General features: G+C 40.0%; 13 protein-coding genes, 1 pseudogene and 1 other annotated feature. All 14 genes and pseudogenes read left to right on the forward strand.

Annotation, left to right across the window (positions count from 1 at the left end; genetic code table 11):
* Positions 1-807 (forward strand): M3 family metallopeptidase (locus SMIDD26_RS04175; protein WP_167747470.1); only part of this gene is annotated, 807 nt, incomplete at its 5' end.
* Position 808: 1 nt separating this feature from the next.
* Positions 809-1,522, forward strand: coding sequence for an O-methyltransferase (locus tag SMIDD26_RS04180; RefSeq protein WP_134990131.1), 714 nt, complete (start codon positions 809-811; stop codon positions 1,520-1,522).
* 66 nt (positions 1,523-1,588) lie between these two features.
* On the forward strand, positions 1,589-2,530 hold the full coding sequence (prsA, locus tag SMIDD26_RS04185) for a peptidylprolyl isomerase PrsA (RefSeq protein ID WP_061439107.1): 942 nt from the start codon (positions 1,589-1,591) through the stop codon (positions 2,528-2,530).
* A 203-nt stretch (positions 2,531-2,733) separates the two neighbouring features.
* Positions 2,734-3,957 (forward strand): cell division peptidoglycan polymerase FtsW, encoded by a 1,224-nt coding sequence (gene ftsW / locus SMIDD26_RS04190; protein WP_061439109.1) that lies wholly within the window; start codon positions 2,734-2,736, stop codon positions 3,955-3,957.
* 24 nt (positions 3,958-3,981) lie between these two features.
* Entirely contained in the window at positions 3,982-6,678 is a 2,697-nt protein-coding gene (ppc, locus tag SMIDD26_RS04195) for a phosphoenolpyruvate carboxylase (RefSeq protein WP_061439111.1), read from the forward strand.
* A gap of 82 nt (positions 6,679-6,760) precedes the next feature.
* Positions 6,761-6,978, forward strand: a binding site (T-box leader).
* Positions 6,979-7,195: 217 nt separating this feature from the next.
* The gene (gene trpX / locus SMIDD26_RS04200; protein WP_061439113.1) at positions 7,196-8,200 is read left to right on the forward strand and encodes a tryptophan ABC transporter substrate-binding protein; all 1,005 of its coding nucleotides are present in this window, start codon (positions 7,196-7,198) and stop codon (positions 8,198-8,200) included.
* Between the two features lie 68 nt (positions 8,201-8,268).
* Positions 8,269-9,135 carry an ABC transporter permease gene (locus SMIDD26_RS04205; RefSeq protein ID WP_061439116.1) on the forward strand — a complete coding sequence of 289 codons (867 nt, stop codon included), beginning with the start codon at positions 8,269-8,271 and terminating at the stop codon, positions 9,133-9,135.
* On the forward strand, positions 9,132-9,890 hold the full coding sequence (locus SMIDD26_RS04210; RefSeq protein ID WP_061439118.1) for an ABC transporter ATP-binding protein: 759 nt from the start codon (positions 9,132-9,134) through the stop codon (positions 9,888-9,890). Before SMIDD26_RS04205 ends, SMIDD26_RS04210 begins: the two co-directional genes overlap by 4 nt.
* Positions 9,891-9,979: 89 nt before the next feature.
* On the forward strand, positions 9,980-11,740 hold the full coding sequence (dnaG, locus tag SMIDD26_RS04215; RefSeq protein ID WP_061439120.1) for a DNA primase: 1,761 nt from the start codon (positions 9,980-9,982) through the stop codon (positions 11,738-11,740).
* A gap of 2 nt (positions 11,741-11,742) precedes the next feature.
* The gene (rpoD, locus tag SMIDD26_RS04220) at positions 11,743-12,852 is read left to right on the forward strand and encodes an RNA polymerase sigma factor RpoD (RefSeq protein WP_061439122.1); all 1,110 of its coding nucleotides are present in this window, start codon (positions 11,743-11,745) and stop codon (positions 12,850-12,852) included.
* Positions 12,853-12,865: 13 nt separating this feature from the next.
* The gene (locus tag SMIDD26_RS04225; protein ID WP_000331925.1) at positions 12,866-13,195 is read left to right on the forward strand and encodes a metal-sulfur cluster assembly factor; all 330 of its coding nucleotides are present in this window, start codon (positions 12,866-12,868) and stop codon (positions 13,193-13,195) included.
* 33 nt (positions 13,196-13,228) lie between these two features.
* Positions 13,229-14,354: pseudogene (gene cpoA, locus SMIDD26_RS04230) on the forward strand (alpha-galactosylglucosyldiacylglycerol synthase).
* 15 nt (positions 14,355-14,369) lie between these two features.
* On the forward strand, positions 14,370-15,695 hold the full coding sequence (locus tag SMIDD26_RS04235; RefSeq protein WP_061439124.1) for a glycosyltransferase family 4 protein: 1,326 nt from the start codon (positions 14,370-14,372) through the stop codon (positions 15,693-15,695).
* Positions 15,696-15,724: 29 nt separating this feature from the next.
* A partial coding sequence (locus SMIDD26_RS04240) for a PspC domain-containing protein (protein WP_061439176.1) occupies positions 15,725-15,864 on the forward strand: 140 nt, incomplete at its 3' end.

Genomic DNA, 15,864 nt, shown 5'->3' on the forward strand with positions numbered 1-15,864 from the left:
TACTTGAGCCGTGTTAAACGTGCCTTCAGCGAGCGTTGGATTGATGTTTACGAAAATCACGGCAAGCGTTCAGGGGCTTACTCTGGTGGTTCTTACGATACCAATGCCTTTATGCTTCTCAACTGGCAGGACAATCTAGACAATCTCTTTACTCTTGTTCATGAAACAGGTCACAGTATGCATTCTAGCTATACTCGTGAAACGCAACCTTATGTTTACGGAGATTACTCTATCTTCTTGGCTGAGATTGCATCAACTACCAATGAAAATATCTTGACGGAGAAATTATTGGAAGAAGTGGAAGACGACGCAACGCGCTTTGCTATTCTCAATAACTTCCTAGATGGTTTCCGTGGAACAGTTTTCCGCCAAACTCAATTTGCTGAGTTTGAACACGCGATTCACCAAGCGGATCAAAATGGTGAAGTCTTGACAAGCGATTTCCTAAATAAACTCTACGCTGACTTGAACCAAGAGTATTATGGTTTGAGTAAGGAAGACAATCCTGAAATCCAATACGAGTGGGCTCGAATTCCACACTTTTACTATAACTACTATGTATATCAATATTCAACAGGCTTTGCAGCAGCCTCAGCCTTGGCTGAAAAGATTGTCCATGGTAGTCAAGAAGACCGTGACCGCTATATCGACTACCTCAAGGCAGGTAAGTCTGACTATCCACTTAATGTCATGAGAAAAGCTGGTGTTGATATGGAGAAGGAAGACTACCTCAACGATGCCTTTGCAGTCTTTGAACGCCGTTTAAATGAGTTTGAAGCCCTTGTTGAAAAATTGGGATTGGCATAAGATGGTTGAATCGTATAGTAAAAATGCCAACCATAACATGCGTCGCCCTGTTGTCAAGGAAGAAATTGTGGACTTGATGCGCCAGCGTCAAAAGCAAGTCACAGGTTCCTTGAAAGAATTGGAAGACTTTGCCCGCAAGGAAAATATTCCCATTATTCCTCATGAAACGGTTGCTTATTTCCGTTTTCTCATGGAAACCATGCAGCCTAAAAATATTCTGGAAATTGGGACGGCTATCGGTTTTTCAGCCCTTTTGATGGCTGAACATGCGCCAAAGGCCAAGATTACAACCATTGACCGCAATCCAGAGATGATTGGATTTGCCAAGGAAAATTTTGCCCAGTTTGACAGTCGCAAGCAAATTACTCTCCTAGAAGGAGATGCGGTAGATATCTTATCTACACTGACAGAGTCCTATGATTTCGTCTTTATGGACTCTGCCAAGTCTAAATACATCGTTTTTCTGCCAGAAATCCTCAAACATTTGGAAGTTGGAGGTGTGGTTGTCTTGGATGATATTTTCCAAGGTGGTGATGTTGCCAAGGACATTATGGAAGTCCGTCGAGGTCAGCGAACCATTTATCGAGGACTTCAAAGACTATTTGATGCAACCTTAGACAATCCAGGACTCACTGCAACATTAGTCCCTCTGGGGGACGGCATTCTCATGCTTCGTAAAAATGTAGCAAATGTTCAATTGCCTGACAGCGAATGATTTTCAGAAAAATTTAAGAAAATATAGTAAAATAGATAGAGTAACACTTATCTCAAAGGAGTAGACATGAAGAAAAAATTATTGGCAGGTGCCATTACACTATTATCAGTAGCAACTTTAGCAGCTTGTTCGAAAGGTTCAGAAGGGGCAGATCTTATCAGCATGAAAGGGGATGTTATTACAGAACACCAATTTTATGAGCAAGTAAAAAGCAACCCTTCAGCCCAACAAGTCTTGTTAAATATGACCATCCAAAAAGTTTTTGAAAAACAATATGGCTCAGAGCTTGATGATAAAGAGGTTGATGATACTATTGCCGAAGAAGAAAAACAATATGGCGAAAACTACCAACGTGTCTTGTCACAAGCAGGAATGACCCTTGAAACACGTAAAGCTCAAATTCGTACAAGTAAATTGGTTGAGTTGGCAGTTAAGAAGGCAGCAGAAGCAGAATTGACAGATGATGCTTATAAGAAAGCCTTTGATGAGTACACTCCAGACGTAACGGCTCAAATCATCCGTCTTGATAATGAAGATAAGGCCAAAGAAGTTCTCGAAAAAGTCAAGGCAGAAGGTGCTGATTTTGCTCAATTAGCCAAAGATAATTCAACTGATGAAAAAACAAAAGAAAATGGTGGAGAAATTACCTTTGATTCTGCTTCAACGGAAGTACCTGAGCAAGTCAAGAAAGCCGCTTTCGCTTTAGATGTAAATGGTATTTCTGATGTGATTACAGCAACTGGCACACAAGCCTACAGTAGCCAATATTACATTGTAAAACTCATTAAGAAAACAGAAAAATCATCTAATATTGATGACTACAAAGAAAAATTAAAAACTGTTATCTTGACTCAAAAACAAAATGATTCAACATTTGTTCAAAGCATTATCGGAAAAGAATTGCAAGCAGCCAATATCAAGGTTAAGGACCAAGCCTTCCAAAATATCTTTACCCAATATATCGGTGGTGGAGATTCAAGCTCAAGCAGTAGTACATCAAACGAATAGTCCAAATCAATACAAATCTCTCTTGAGATTTGTATTTTTTGAACTTGAGTATGGAAATGTTTCTGGAAAAAACAGTAAAATTCGAAGGATTGTGAGGTAAGAGTTTTTTTCTTTCTGAAAAAATGGTATAATAGCAATCAAAACTAGAAAATAAAACGGAATTTGGAACAGATTTGTCTGTATCCTAGTAGAGTGGTGATACTATGAAGATTAGTAAGAGGCACTTATTAAATTATTCCATCTTGATTCCTTACTTGCTTTTATCTATTTTGGGCTTGATTGTGGTTTATTCGACCACCAGCGCTATTTTAATTGAAGAAGGCAAGAGCGCCTTGCAATTGGTTCGAAACCAAGGAATCTTTTGGATTGTTAGTTTGATACTGATTGCCTTAATTTATAAATTGAGACTAGATTTTTTGAGAAATGAGCGACTAATCATTTTAGTTATATTGATAGAAATGGTTTTATTGTTCTTGGCTCGTTTTATTGGTATTTCCGTAAACGGGGCATACGGTTGGATTTCGGTTGCAGGAGTAACTATTCAGCCAGCTGAGTACTTAAAAATCATTATTATTTGGTATTTGGCTCACCGATTCTCCAAACAGCAAGAAGAAATAGCTATTTATGATTTTCAAGTTTTGACTCAAAATCAATGGCTTCCCCGTGCTTTTAATGATTGGCGATTCGTTCTCCTGGTTCTGATTGGAAGTTTGGGAATTTTCCCTGATTTAGGGAATGCGACTATTTTAGTCTTGGTTTCCTTGATTATGTATACAGTTAGTGGAATCGCTTATCGCTGGTTTTCAACCATTCTGGCGCTCGTATCTGCCGCTTCTGTCTTTGTCTTGACCACTATCAGCCTAATCGGTGTTGAGACCTTTTCAAAAATTCCAGTATTTGGCTATGTAGCCAAGCGCTTTAGTGCCTTTTTTAATCCTTTTGCCGATCGTGCGGATGCGGGTCACCAGTTATCTAATTCTTATTTTGCCATGGTCAATGGCGGTTGGTTTGGTCTAGGTCTTGGGAATTCGATTGAAAAACGAGGTTATTTACCAGAAGCTCATACAGACTTTGTCTTTTCTATCGTGATTGAAGAATTTGGCTTTGTTGGTGCCAGTCTGATTTTAGCTCTCTTGTTTTTCATGATTTTGCGGATTATCTTGGTCGGTATCCGAGCGGAGAATCCTTTCAATGCCATGGTTGCACTCGGTGTCGGAGGGATGATGTTGGTTCAGGTATTTGTCAATATCGGAGGGATTTCGGGCTTGATTCCATCTACAGGAGTAACCTTTCCCTTCTTATCCCAGGGTGGAAACAGTCTTCTAGTCTTGTCAGTGGCAGTGGCCTTTGTCTTAAATATTGATGCCAGTGAAAAACGCGCTAAGTTGTACCGAGAATTGGAAAATCAACCAATGAACCTTCTGTGAAGTAGAATAAAGAAAGGATAGTCTATGTCTCTTCAAAAATTAGAAAATTATAGTAATAAAAGTGTTGTGCAAGAAGAAGTATTGATTCTAACAGAATTGCTGGAAGATATCACTAAAAACATGCTTGCCCCAGAGACCTTTGAAAAAATCATGCAGTTGAAAGAATTATCAACGCAGGAAGATTATCAAGGTCTAAACCGTCTAGTGACTAGCTTATCAAATGATGAAATGGTCTATATTTCACGCTATTTTTCAATCTTACCTCTTTTGATTAATATTTCAGAGGATGTGGATTTAGCTTATGAAATCAATCATCAAAATAATATTGATCAGGACTACTTAGGTAAATTATCTACAACGATTAAATTGGTAGCAGAAAAAGAAAATGCCGTTGAGATCCTAGAACACTTGAATGTTGTCCCTGTTTTGACAGCCCATCCAACACAAGTGCAACGCAAAAGTATGTTGGATTTAACAAATCATATTCATAGTCTTTTGCGTAAATACCGTGATGTTAAGTTGGGGTTAATCAATAAAGAAAAATGGCACAATGATTTGCGTCGTTATATCGAAATTATCATGCAGACAGACATGATTCGTGAGAAAAAATTAAAAGTGACTAACGAAATCACGAATGCTATGGAATATTACAACAGCTCCTTTTTGAAAGCTGTACCTCACTTGACGACGGAGTATAAGCGCTTAGCGCAAGCGCATGGATTGAATTTAAAACAGGCTAAACCGATCACCATGGGAATGTGGATTGGTGGAGACCGTGATGGTAATCCCTTTGTTACAGCAGAGACCTTGAAACAGTCTGCACTTACTCAGTGTGAAGTCATCATGAACTATTATGATGAAAAGATTTACCAACTTTATCGTGAATTTTCTCTTTCAACTAGCATTGTCAACGTCAGCAAGCAAGTCAGAGAAATGGCTCGTCAATCCAAGGATAACTCGATTTACCGCGAAAAAGAGCTTTACCGTCGTGCCTTGTTTGATATTCAATCAAAAATCCAAGCAACTAAAACCTATCTGATTGAGGATAAGGAAGTTGGGACTCGCTATGAAACCGCCAATGATTTCTACAAGGATTTGATTGCCATTCGAGATTCTCTACTAGAAAATAAGGGCGAGTCCTTGATTTCAGGTGATTTTGTGGAATTATTGCAGGCAGTAGAGATATTTGGTTTTTACCTAGCATCAATTGATATGCGACAAGACTCTAGCGTCTATGAAGCCTGTGTGGCAGAACTCTTGAAATCAGCAGGAATTCATTCTCGATATAGCGAGTTGAGCGAAGAAGAAAAGTGTGACCTTCTCTTGAAGGAGTTAGAAGAAGATCCCCGAATTCTTTCTGCGACTCACGCAGAAAAATCAGAATTATTAGCAAAAGAACTCGCTATTTTTAAGACGGCTCGTGTTTTGAAAGATAAGTTGGGAGATGATGTCATCCGTCAGACCATCATTTCACATGCAACCAGCCTTTCTGATATGCTAGAATTAGCTATTCTATTAAAAGAAGTAGGACTGGTGGATACGGAAAGGGCGCGTGTTCAGATTGTTCCCCTTTTTGAAACAATTGAAGACTTGGATCATTCAGAGGAAACAATGAGACAATATCTTTCTCTTCCTCTTGCCAAAAAATGGATTGCTTCACGTAATAACTACCAAGAAATCATGTTGGGCTACTCTGACAGTAATAAAGATGGCGGTTACTTGTCATCATGTTGGACCCTCTACAAGGCTCAACAACAATTGACTGCTATTGGAGATGAATTTGGCGTTAAGATTACCTTCTTCCATGGTCGTGGTGGTACTGTCGGTCGTGGTGGTGGACCAACCTATGAAGCCATCACCTCTCAACCGCTCAAGTCTATCAAGGATCGTATCCGCTTGACGGAGCAGGGTGAAGTAATTGGGAATAAATACGGTAACAAAGACGCCGCTTACTATAACCTTGAAATGCTAGTATCGGCAGCTATTAACCGTATGATTACTCAGAAGAAGAGCGATACCAACACCTCAAATCGTTATGAAGCCATTATGGATCAAGTAGTGGACCGTAGTTACGATATCTACCGTGATTTGGTCTTTGGTAATGAGCATTTCTATGATTATTTCTTCGAGTCAAGTCCAATCAAGGCCATTTCAAGTTTTAATATTGGTTCTCGTCCAGCCGCTCGTAAGACGATTACTGAAATCGGTGGTTTGCGTGCCATCCCTTGGGTCTTCTCATGGTCACAAAGTCGTGTTATGTTCCCTGGATGGTACGGGGTTGGTTCAAGCTTCAAGGAATTTATCGATAAAAATCCAGAGAATATTGCTATTTTACGAGATATGTATCAAAATTGGCCTTTCTTCCAATCGCTTCTTTCAAATGTTGATATGGTCTTGTCAAAATCAAATATGAATATTGCTTTTGAATATGCTAAACTTTGTGAAGACGAGCAAGTTAAGGCCATCTATGAGACTATTTTAAATGAATGGCAAGTTACTAAGAACGTTATCTTGGCTATTGAAGGACATGACGAACTCTTAGCTGACAATCCATATCTAAAAGCTAGTCTGGATTACCGTATGCCTTACTTTAATATTCTCAACTATATTCAGTTAGAGTTGATTAAACGCCAACGCCGTGGAGAATTGTCCAGTGATCAAGAACGATTGATTCATATCACCATCAACGGAATTGCAACAGGATTGCGTAATTCAGGTTGATAATTTTCAAGAGTGAATGTTAAAAGTGAATATCAAAAAAATTCTAATAGACTATTGACAAGTAATTTAAAAATGATATAATTTAACCATTCAGAAAAGTAATCATACAAACTTTCAAGAGAGTCTGTGGTAGCTGAAAACAGATAAGTGGCGATGATGAAAATTGGGCTGAATGCTATTTAGAATTTGAAATCATAAGAATTCGGTGAGCACACCTTACAGTGCATCTCGTGATTGCGAGACAGAGCGATAGGGAAATTCCCTATAATTGAGGTGGTACCGCGCATCGACGTCCTCACACAAGTTTTTTGTGTGAGGACTTTTTTGATGGAGGTTAGTATGGAAAGAAAACGATGGCGTCGCTTGTTTATACTCAATAAAAATCAAAGTACAAACTAGGAAGCTAGCCGCAGGCTGTACTTGAGTAAGGCAAGGTGAAGCTGACGTGGTTTGAAGAGATTTTCGAAGAGTATTAGATAAGTGAAGTATTTTAAAGGAATTAAAAAGGAGAAATAGAATGAAAAATAAACGTTTAATTGGAATTATTGCTGCATTAGCAGTCTTAGTAGCAGGAAGCTTGATTTACTCTTCAATGAATAAATCAGAAGCTCAGAATAATAAGGATGAGAAGAAAATAACTAAGATTGGTGTGCTTCAATTTGTGAGCCATCCCTCTCTTGACTTGATTTATAAAGGGATTCAAGCTGGACTTGCAGAAGAAGGTTATAAAGATGACCAGTTGAAAATCGACTTTATGAACTCAGAAGGTGACCAAAGTAAGGTTGCGACAATGAGTAAACAATTGGTTGCAAATGGCAATGACCTTGTGGTTGGTATCGCAACACCAGCTGCTCAAGGTTTGGCAAGCGCCACAAAAGACCTACCAGTTATCATGGCTGCTATTACAGACCCAATTGGTGCTAACTTGGTCAAAGATTTGAAAAAACCAGGTGGCAACATTACAGGGGTATCTGACCATAATCCAGCTCAACAACAAGTTGAACTCATCAAGACTCTGACACCGAATGTGAAAACAATCGGAGCTCTTTACTCAAGTAGCGAAGACAATTCAAAAACACAGGTCGAAGAATTTAAGGCTTATGCTGAAAAAGCAGGTCTGACAGTGGAAACATTTGCAGTTCCTTCAACAAATGAAATTGCCTCAACTGTCACTGTTATGACTAGCAAGGTAGATGCTATTTGGGTTCCAATTGATAACACCATTGCATCAGGATTTCCAACGGTTGTCTCTAGCAATCAAAGTTCTAAGAAACCAATTTATCCAAGTGCGACAGCTATGGTAGAAGTAGGTGGTTTGGCATCTGTTGTAGTTGACCAACATGACCTTGGTGTGGCAACTGGAAAAATGATTGCGCAAGTCTTGAAAGGTGCGAAACCAGCTGATACCCCAGTCAATGTCTTTTCAACTGGTAAGTCAGTCATCAATAAAAAAATAGCACAAGAACTAGGTATTACTATTCCTGAGTCTGTTCTCAAAGAAGCAGGACAAGTCATCGAATAAATAAGGTAGGGAGGAGGAGACTCTTCCCATTTTTTAAAAAGATGAATATAGAAAGGATTAAATAAAATATGATTGTCTCTATTATTTCTCAAGGATTTGTCTGGGCTATTTTAGGTCTGGGGATCTTTATGACATTTAGGATTTTAAATTTTCCAGATATGACAACAGAAGGTTCCTTCCCTCTTGGGGGAGCTGTTGCTGTCACTCTGATAACCAAAGGCGTGAACCCCTTTTTAGCGACACTTGTTGCTGTAGGAGCAGGTTGTTTGGCTGGAATGGTAGCAGGACTTCTTTATACAAAAGGGAAGATTCCAACCTTGCTCTCAGGGATTTTGGTGATGACTTCCTGTCACTCTATCATGCTCTTGATTATGGGACGTGCAAATTTAGGCCTGCTTGGAACCAAGCAAATTCAGGATGTTTTGCCTTTTGATTCGGATTTGAATCAACTCTTGACAGGTCTCATCTTTGTCAGTATTGTTATTGCTCTCATGCTCTTTTTCTTGGACACTAAACTCGGACAAGCCTATATTGCTACAGGTGACAATCCTGATATGGCTAGAAGTTTCGGGATTCATACTGGACGCATGGAGCTTATGGGCTTGGTCTTATCAAATGGTGTGATTGCCCTTGCAGGAGCTCTCATTGCCCAGCAAGAAGGCTATGCTGATGTATCTCGAGGAATCGGAGTTATCGTTGTGGGGCTTGCAAGTTTGATTATTGGAGAAGTTATCTTCAAGAGTTTGAGCTTGGCGGAACGTCTGGTTACCATCGTTGTAGGTTCTATCGCTTATCAATTCTTAGTGTGGGCAGTTATTGCGCTTGGCTTTAATACAAGTTACCTTCGTTTGTACAGCGCTGTGATTTTAGCAGTCTGTCTCATGATTCCAACATTTAAGCAAACAATCTTGAAAGGAGCCAAATTAAGCAAATGACAGCAATTGTAGAATTAAAAAATGCAACCAAAGTCGTTAAAAATGGCTTTGATGAAGAAAAGATTATTTTAAATGATGTTTCCTTAGAAATTTTTGAACAGGATTTCATCACGATTTTAGGTGGAAATGGTGCTGGGAAATCAACTCTCTTTAACACTATTGCAGGAACCTTATCACTAACCAGTGGAACTATCCGTATTTTGGGTGAGGATGTTACCAAGTTTTCACCAGAGAAGCGAGCTAAGTATCTGTCTCGAGTCTTCCAAGATCCCAAGATGGGGACAGCTCCCCGTATGACGGTGGCTGAAAATCTTTTGATTGCCAAGTTTCGTGGTGAAAAGCGTGGATTGTTACCACGACGCTTGACTAGTTATAAGGATGAATTTCAGGCCACCATTGAAAAAGTAGGAAATGGTCTTGAGAAACACTTGAATACGCCAATTGAGTTCTTATCAGGTGGGCAAAGACAGGCCTTGAGTCTCTTGATGGCAACCTTGAAGCGTCCTGAATTACTCTTGTTGGACGAGCATACTGCGGCCCTTGATCCAAAGACTAGTGTCGCACTCATGGAGTTGACAGATGAATTTGTTAAGAATGACCAGTTGACAGCTCTTATGATTACTCATCACATGGAAGATGCTCTCAAATATGGCAATCGTTTGATTGTCATGAAAGAAGGACGAATTATCCAAGATTTGAATCAAGAAGAAAAAGCAAAGATGAAAATCTCTGATTATTATCAACTCTTTGAATAAAGTAGGGAAAATGAGTGAAATGGTTTACTTTTTTTCTGAAATAAAGTATACTATATAAAGTAAACTATGATAACATGGAGGTATTGTGTATGGTTGACAAACAAGTCATTGAAGAAATCAAAAACAATGCCAACATTGTGGAAGTCATAGGGGATGTGATTTCTTTACAAAAGGCAGGACGGAACTATCTAGGGCTCTGTCCTTTTCATGGTGAAAAAACACCTTCTTTCAACGTTGTAGAGGACAAGCAGTTTTATCACTGTTTTGGTTGTGGCCGCTCGGGTGATGTCTTTAAGTTCATCGAGGAGTACCAAGGGGTCCCCTTTATGGAAGCTGTCCAAATCTTAGGTCAGCGTGTTGGGATAGAGGTGGAAAAACCGCTTTATAGTGAACAGAAGCCAGCTTCACCCCACCAAGCTCTTTATGATATGCACGAAGATGCAGCTAAATTTTATCATGCTATTCTCATGACAACGACCATAGGGGAAGAGGCGAGAAATTACCTTTATCAGCGTGGTTTGACAGATGAAGTGCTCAAGCATTTTCGGATTGGTTTAGCACCTCCAGAACGAAATTATCTCTATCAACGTTTGTCTGGTCAGTATCGTGATGAGGATTTCCTAGATTCAGGACTGTTTTATCTCTCGGATGCCAATCAATTTGTAGACACCTTTCACAATCGGATTATGTTTCCCCTGACAAATGACCAGGGAAAGGTCATTGCCTTTTCAGGTCGTATCTGGCAGAAAACGGATTCACAACCTTCTAAGTATAAAAATAGCCGATCGACTGCAATTTTTAACAAAAGTTACGAATTATATCATATGGATAGGGCAAAAAAATCTTCTGGTAAAGCCAGTGAGATTTACCTGATGGAAGGGTTCATGGATGTCATCGCAGCCTATCGGGCTGGAATCGAAAACGCTGTGGCGTCTATGGGAACAGCCTTGAGTCGAGAGCATGTTGAGCATCTGAAAAGGTTGACCAAGAAGTTGGTTCTTGTTTATGATGGTGATAAGGCTGGGCAAGCTGCTACATTGAAAGCGCTGGACGAAATTAGTGATATGCCTGTGCAAATTGTCAGCATGCCTGATAACTTGGATCCAGATGAGTATCTACAAAAAAATGGACCAGAAGACTTGGCCTATCTATTAACGAAAACTCGTATTAGTCCGATTGAGTTTTACATTCACCAGTACAAGCCTGAAAATAGTGAAAATCTGCAGGCCCAGATTGAGTTTATTGAAAAAATAGCTCCCTTGATTGTTCAAGAAAAGTCCATCACTGCTCAAAACAGCTATATTCATATTTTAGCTGACAGTCTGGCATCCTTTGATTATGCCCAGATTGAGCAGATTGTTAATGAAAGTCGTCAGGCGCAAAGGCAGAATCGCATGGAAGGGATTTCCAGACCGACGCAAATCACAATGCCTGTTACCAAGCAGTTATCGGCTATTATGAGGGCAGAGGCTCATCTACTTTATCGAATGATGGAATTCCCTCTTGTTTTAAACGATTACCGTTTGCGAGAAGACTTTTCATTTGACACACCTGAATTTCATGTCCTATATGACTTGCTTGGCCAGTATGGTAATCTTCCTCCAGAAGTTCTAGCAGAACAGACAGAGGAAGTTGAAAGAGCTTGGTACCAAGTCTTAACTCAGGATTTGCCTGCTGAGATGTCACCGCAGGAACTTAGTGAAGTAGAAATGACTCGAAACAAGGCTCTCTTGAATCAGGACAATATGAGAATCAAAAAGAAGGTGCAGGAAGCTAGCCATGTAGGAGATACAGACACAGCCTTAGAAGAATTGGAACGTTTAATTTCCCAAAAGAGAAGAATGGAGTAATAATGGTAACAAAACAAAAAGAAGTAACAACATTTGACGTACAAGTAGCAGAATTTATCCGTAATCATAAGCAAAAAGGGACAGCAACTGATGATGAAATTAATGCAAGTCTGGTGATTCCTTTTACCTTGGATGCTGATGGGATTGAAGATCTCTTGCAACGAATTCAGGATGCAGGAATTTCTATCACAGATAACGAAGGAAATCCGAGTGCGCGTGTTCTTAGCACTGAAGAAGAACCAGAACTCAGCGATGAGGATTTGATTGGTTCAACTTCGGCTAAGGTCAATGACCCTGTCCGTATGTACTTGAAAGAAATCGGGGTCGTTCCTCTCTTGACCAATGAAGAAGAAAAAGAATTGGCACTGGCTGTTGAAGCTGGCGATATTGAAGCCAAACAACGCCTTGCGGAAGCCAACCTTCGTTTGGTTGTTTCTATTGCAAAACGCTATGTTGGTCGCGGTATGCAGTTTCTTGACTTGATCCAGGAAGGAAACATGGGCTTAATGAAAGCCGTGGACAAATTTGACTATTCAAAAGGCTTTAAGTTCTCAACTTATGCAACTTGGTGGATTCGTCAGGCTATCACTCGTGCTATTGCGGATCAAGCTCGTACCATCCGTATCCCAGTCCACATGGTTGAAACCATCAATAAATTGGTTCGTGAACAGCGGAATCTCCTTCAAGAATTGGGACAAGATCCAACACCTGAGCAAATCGCTGAACGTATGGATATGACACCTGATAAGGTTCGTGAAATCTTGAAGATTGCCCAAGAACCGGTATCCCTTGAAACACCAATCGGTGAAGAGGACGATAGCCACCTTGGAGACTTTATCGAAGATGAAGTGATTGAAAATCCAGTGGACTATACAACTCGTATCGTCTTGCGTGAGCAGTTGGATGAGGTCTTGGATACTCTTACAGACCGTGAAGAAAATGTTTTGCGTCTGCGTTTTGGGCTAGATGATGGTAAAATGCGTACCCTTGAAGATGTGGGTAAAGTCTTTAACGTGACTCGCGAGCGTATCCGTCAGATTGAAGCTAAAGCTTTGAGAAAACTACGCCAACCAAGTCGCAGCAAACCGCTTCGTGATTTTATTGAAGACTAGGAGTGAGGAAAATATGGCTTATACAGAAGAGCAAATTGAAAATATCAAAACACGAATTTTATCAGCCTTAGAAGAAGTCATCGACCCTGAGTTGGGAATCGATATTGTCAATCTTGGTTTGATTTATGAGATTCGTTTTGATGGCGACACAGGGCAAACAGAGATTGATATGACTTTGACAACTATGGGATGTCCTCTAGCAGACCTTTTGACGGATCAGATTTATGATGCCATGACAGAGGTTCCAGAAGTAACGGATACTGAGGTTAAATTAGTCTGGTATCCGGCCTGGACAGTTGAAAAAATGAGTCGCTATGCACGCATTGCCCTAGGCATTAAGTAAACATATAAAAACATGTGAGAGACCGTTGGAAAAGTGAGGAAATTTCCCTTCTTTTCCTTTAGTCTCTCCTTTCTTTTGCTGATTTTATTCAAAGAAAATGATATAATAGTAGTTATGGAAAAAAAGAAATTACGCATCAATATGTTGAGTTCAAGTGAGAAAGTGGCAGGACAAGGAGTTTCAGGTGCTTACCGTGAATTAGTTCGTCTTCTTCACCGTGATGCCAAGGACCAATTGATTGTTACAGAAAATCTTCCAATAGAGGCAGATGTGACTCACTTTCATACAATTGATTTCCCCTATTATTTATCAACATTCCAAAAGAAACGCTCAGGAAGGAAAATTGGCTATGTGCACTTCTTGCCTGATACACTTGAGGGGAGTTTGAAAATTCCGTTTTTCTTAAAGGGAATTATCAAACGCTATGTATTTTCTTTTTACAACCGGATGGAGCACTTGGTGGTGGTCAATCCTATGTTTATCGAGGATTTGGTGGCAGCTGGTATTCCACGTGAAAAAGTGACCTATATTCCTAACTTTGTCAATAAGGAAAAATGGCATCCCCTTTCACAAGAAGAGGTAGTGAGACTGCGAACAAATCTAGGTATTAGTGAAAATCAGTTTATCGTAGTAGGAGCTGGTCAGGTTCAGAAACGTAAAGGGATTGATGACTTTATCCGTCTGGCTGAGGAATTGCCTCAAATTACTTTTATTTGGGCGGGTGGTTTCTCTTTTGGGGGCATAACAGATGGTTATGAACGCTACAAGAAAATAATGGAGAATCCCCCTAAAAATTTGATTTTTTCCAGGTATTGTATCGCCAGAGCGGATGCGCGAATTGTATGCCCTAGCGGACCTTTTCTTGTTGCCTAGTTACAATGAACTCTTTCCGATGACTATTTTAGAGGCTGCTAGTTGTGAAGCTCCTATCATGTTGCGTGATTTGGATCTCTATAAGGTAATTTTAGAGGGAAATTATCGGGCAACAGCAGATAGAGAAGAGATGAAAGAAGCTATTTTAGAATATCAAGCAAATCCTGTTGTCTTAAAAGATCTCAAAGAAAAGGCTAAGAATATTTCCAGAGAATATTCAGAAGAGCACCTGTTACAAATCTGGTTGGACTTTTATGAGAAACAAGCCGCTTTAGGGAGAAAGTAAAAAGTGAGGTAATCTATGCGAATTGGTTTATTTACAGATACCTATTTTCCTCAGGTTTCTGGTGTTGCGACCAGTATTCGAACCTTGAAAACAGAACTTGAAAAGCAGGGGCATGCTGTTTTTATCTTTACGACAACAGATAAGGATGTCAATCGTTATGAAGATTGGCAAATTATCCGCATTCCAAGTGTTCCTTTCTTTGCTTTTAAAGATCGTCGCTTTGCCTATCGAGGCTTCAGCAAGGCGCTTGAAATTGCTAAACAATATCAACTGGATATTATCCACACTCAGACAGAATTTTCTCTTGGTTTGTTGGGGATTTGGATTGCGCGTGAATTGAAGATTCCAGTCATCCATACCTATCACACTCAGTACGAAGACTATGTGCACTATATTGCCAAGGGGATGTTGATTCGTCCTAGCATGGTAAAGTATCTGGTCAGAGGTTTCCTGCATGATGTGGATGGGGTTATTTGCCCGAGTGAGATTGTCCATGATTTGCTATCGGACTATAAGGTCAAGGTTGAAAAACGGGTTATTCCTACTGGGATTGAATTAGCCAAGTTTGAGCGTCCTGAAATCAAGCAGGAAAATTTGAAAGAACTACGTAGTAAATTAGGGATTCAAGATGATGAAAAGATGTTGCTTAGTCTTTCCAGAATTTCCTATGAAAAAAATATTCAGGCAGTATTAGCAGCCTTTGCAGAAGTTCTGAGAGAGGAAGACAAGGTGAAACTGGTGGTAGCTGGGGATGGACCTTATCTGGATGACCTCAAAGAGCAAGCCAAGAAACTAGAGATTCAAGACTCCGTCATCTTTACAGGCATGATTGCTCCTAGTGAGACAGCTCTTTATTATAAGGCGGCGGATTTCTTCATCTCGGCATCGACAAGTGAAACCCAAGGCTTGACCTACTTAGAAAGTTTGGCCAGTGGAACACCTGTCATTGCTCACGGAAATCCTTATCTGGACAATCTTATCAGTGATAAAATGTTTGGAACCTTGTACTATGGAGAACATGACTTGGCTGGAGCTATTCTGGAGGCCCTGATTGCAACGCCAGATATGAATGAGCATACCTTATCAGAGAAATTGTACGAGATTTCAGCTGAGAACTTTGGGAAACGAGTGCATGAGTTTTATCTGGATGCCATAATTTCAAATAACTTCCAGAAAGATTTAGCAAAAGATGATACGGTCAGTCAGCGTATCTTTAAGACAGTTTTGTATCTACCGCAAAAGGTGGTCGCTGTACCGGTAAAAGGCTCTAGACGCATGCTGAAAGCTTCAAAAACACAGTTGATCAGTATAAGAGATTATTGGAAAGACCATGAAGAATAGAAAGAGGAACAGCTATGAAAAAACAATTAATGAGAAGTGGGCGTGACAAAAAGATTGCGGGTGTTTGTGCTGGAGTGGCCCATTATCTTGATATGGATCCAACTATCGTTCGCGTAATATGGGGTGTTCTTGCTTGCTGTTACGGAGCGGGAATTGTAGCTTATATCAT

Source organism: Streptococcus mitis (genome assembly GCF_001579035.1).
GTDB lineage: Bacteria > Bacillota > Bacilli > Lactobacillales > Streptococcaceae > Streptococcus > Streptococcus mitis_J.

What these genes read in the sequence shown, in the direction of transcription:
- SMIDD26_RS04180 (WP_134990131.1), top strand. Translation starts at nt 809, where the DNA reads ATGGTTGAATCGTATAGTAAAAATGCCAACCATAACATGCGTCGCCCT.
- prsA (WP_061439107.1), top strand. Translation starts at nt 1,589, where the DNA reads ATGAAGAAAAAATTATTGGCAGGTGCCATTACACTATTATCAGTAGCA.
- ftsW (WP_061439109.1), top strand. Translation starts at nt 2,734, where the DNA reads ATGAAGATTAGTAAGAGGCACTTATTAAATTATTCCATCTTGATTCCT.
- ppc (WP_061439111.1), top strand. Translation starts at nt 3,982, where the DNA reads ATGTCTCTTCAAAAATTAGAAAATTATAGTAATAAAAGTGTTGTGCAA.
- trpX (WP_061439113.1), top strand. Translation starts at nt 7,196, where the DNA reads ATGAAAAATAAACGTTTAATTGGAATTATTGCTGCATTAGCAGTCTTA.
- SMIDD26_RS04205 (WP_061439116.1), top strand. Translation starts at nt 8,269, where the DNA reads ATGATTGTCTCTATTATTTCTCAAGGATTTGTCTGGGCTATTTTAGGT.
- SMIDD26_RS04210 (WP_061439118.1), top strand. Translation starts at nt 9,132, where the DNA reads ATGACAGCAATTGTAGAATTAAAAAATGCAACCAAAGTCGTTAAAAAT.
- dnaG (WP_061439120.1), top strand. Translation starts at nt 9,980, where the DNA reads ATGGTTGACAAACAAGTCATTGAAGAAATCAAAAACAATGCCAACATT.
- rpoD (WP_061439122.1), top strand. Translation starts at nt 11,743, where the DNA reads ATGGTAACAAAACAAAAAGAAGTAACAACATTTGACGTACAAGTAGCA.
- SMIDD26_RS04225 (WP_000331925.1), top strand. Translation starts at nt 12,866, where the DNA reads ATGGCTTATACAGAAGAGCAAATTGAAAATATCAAAACACGAATTTTA.
- SMIDD26_RS04235 (WP_061439124.1), top strand. Translation starts at nt 14,370, where the DNA reads ATGCGAATTGGTTTATTTACAGATACCTATTTTCCTCAGGTTTCTGGT.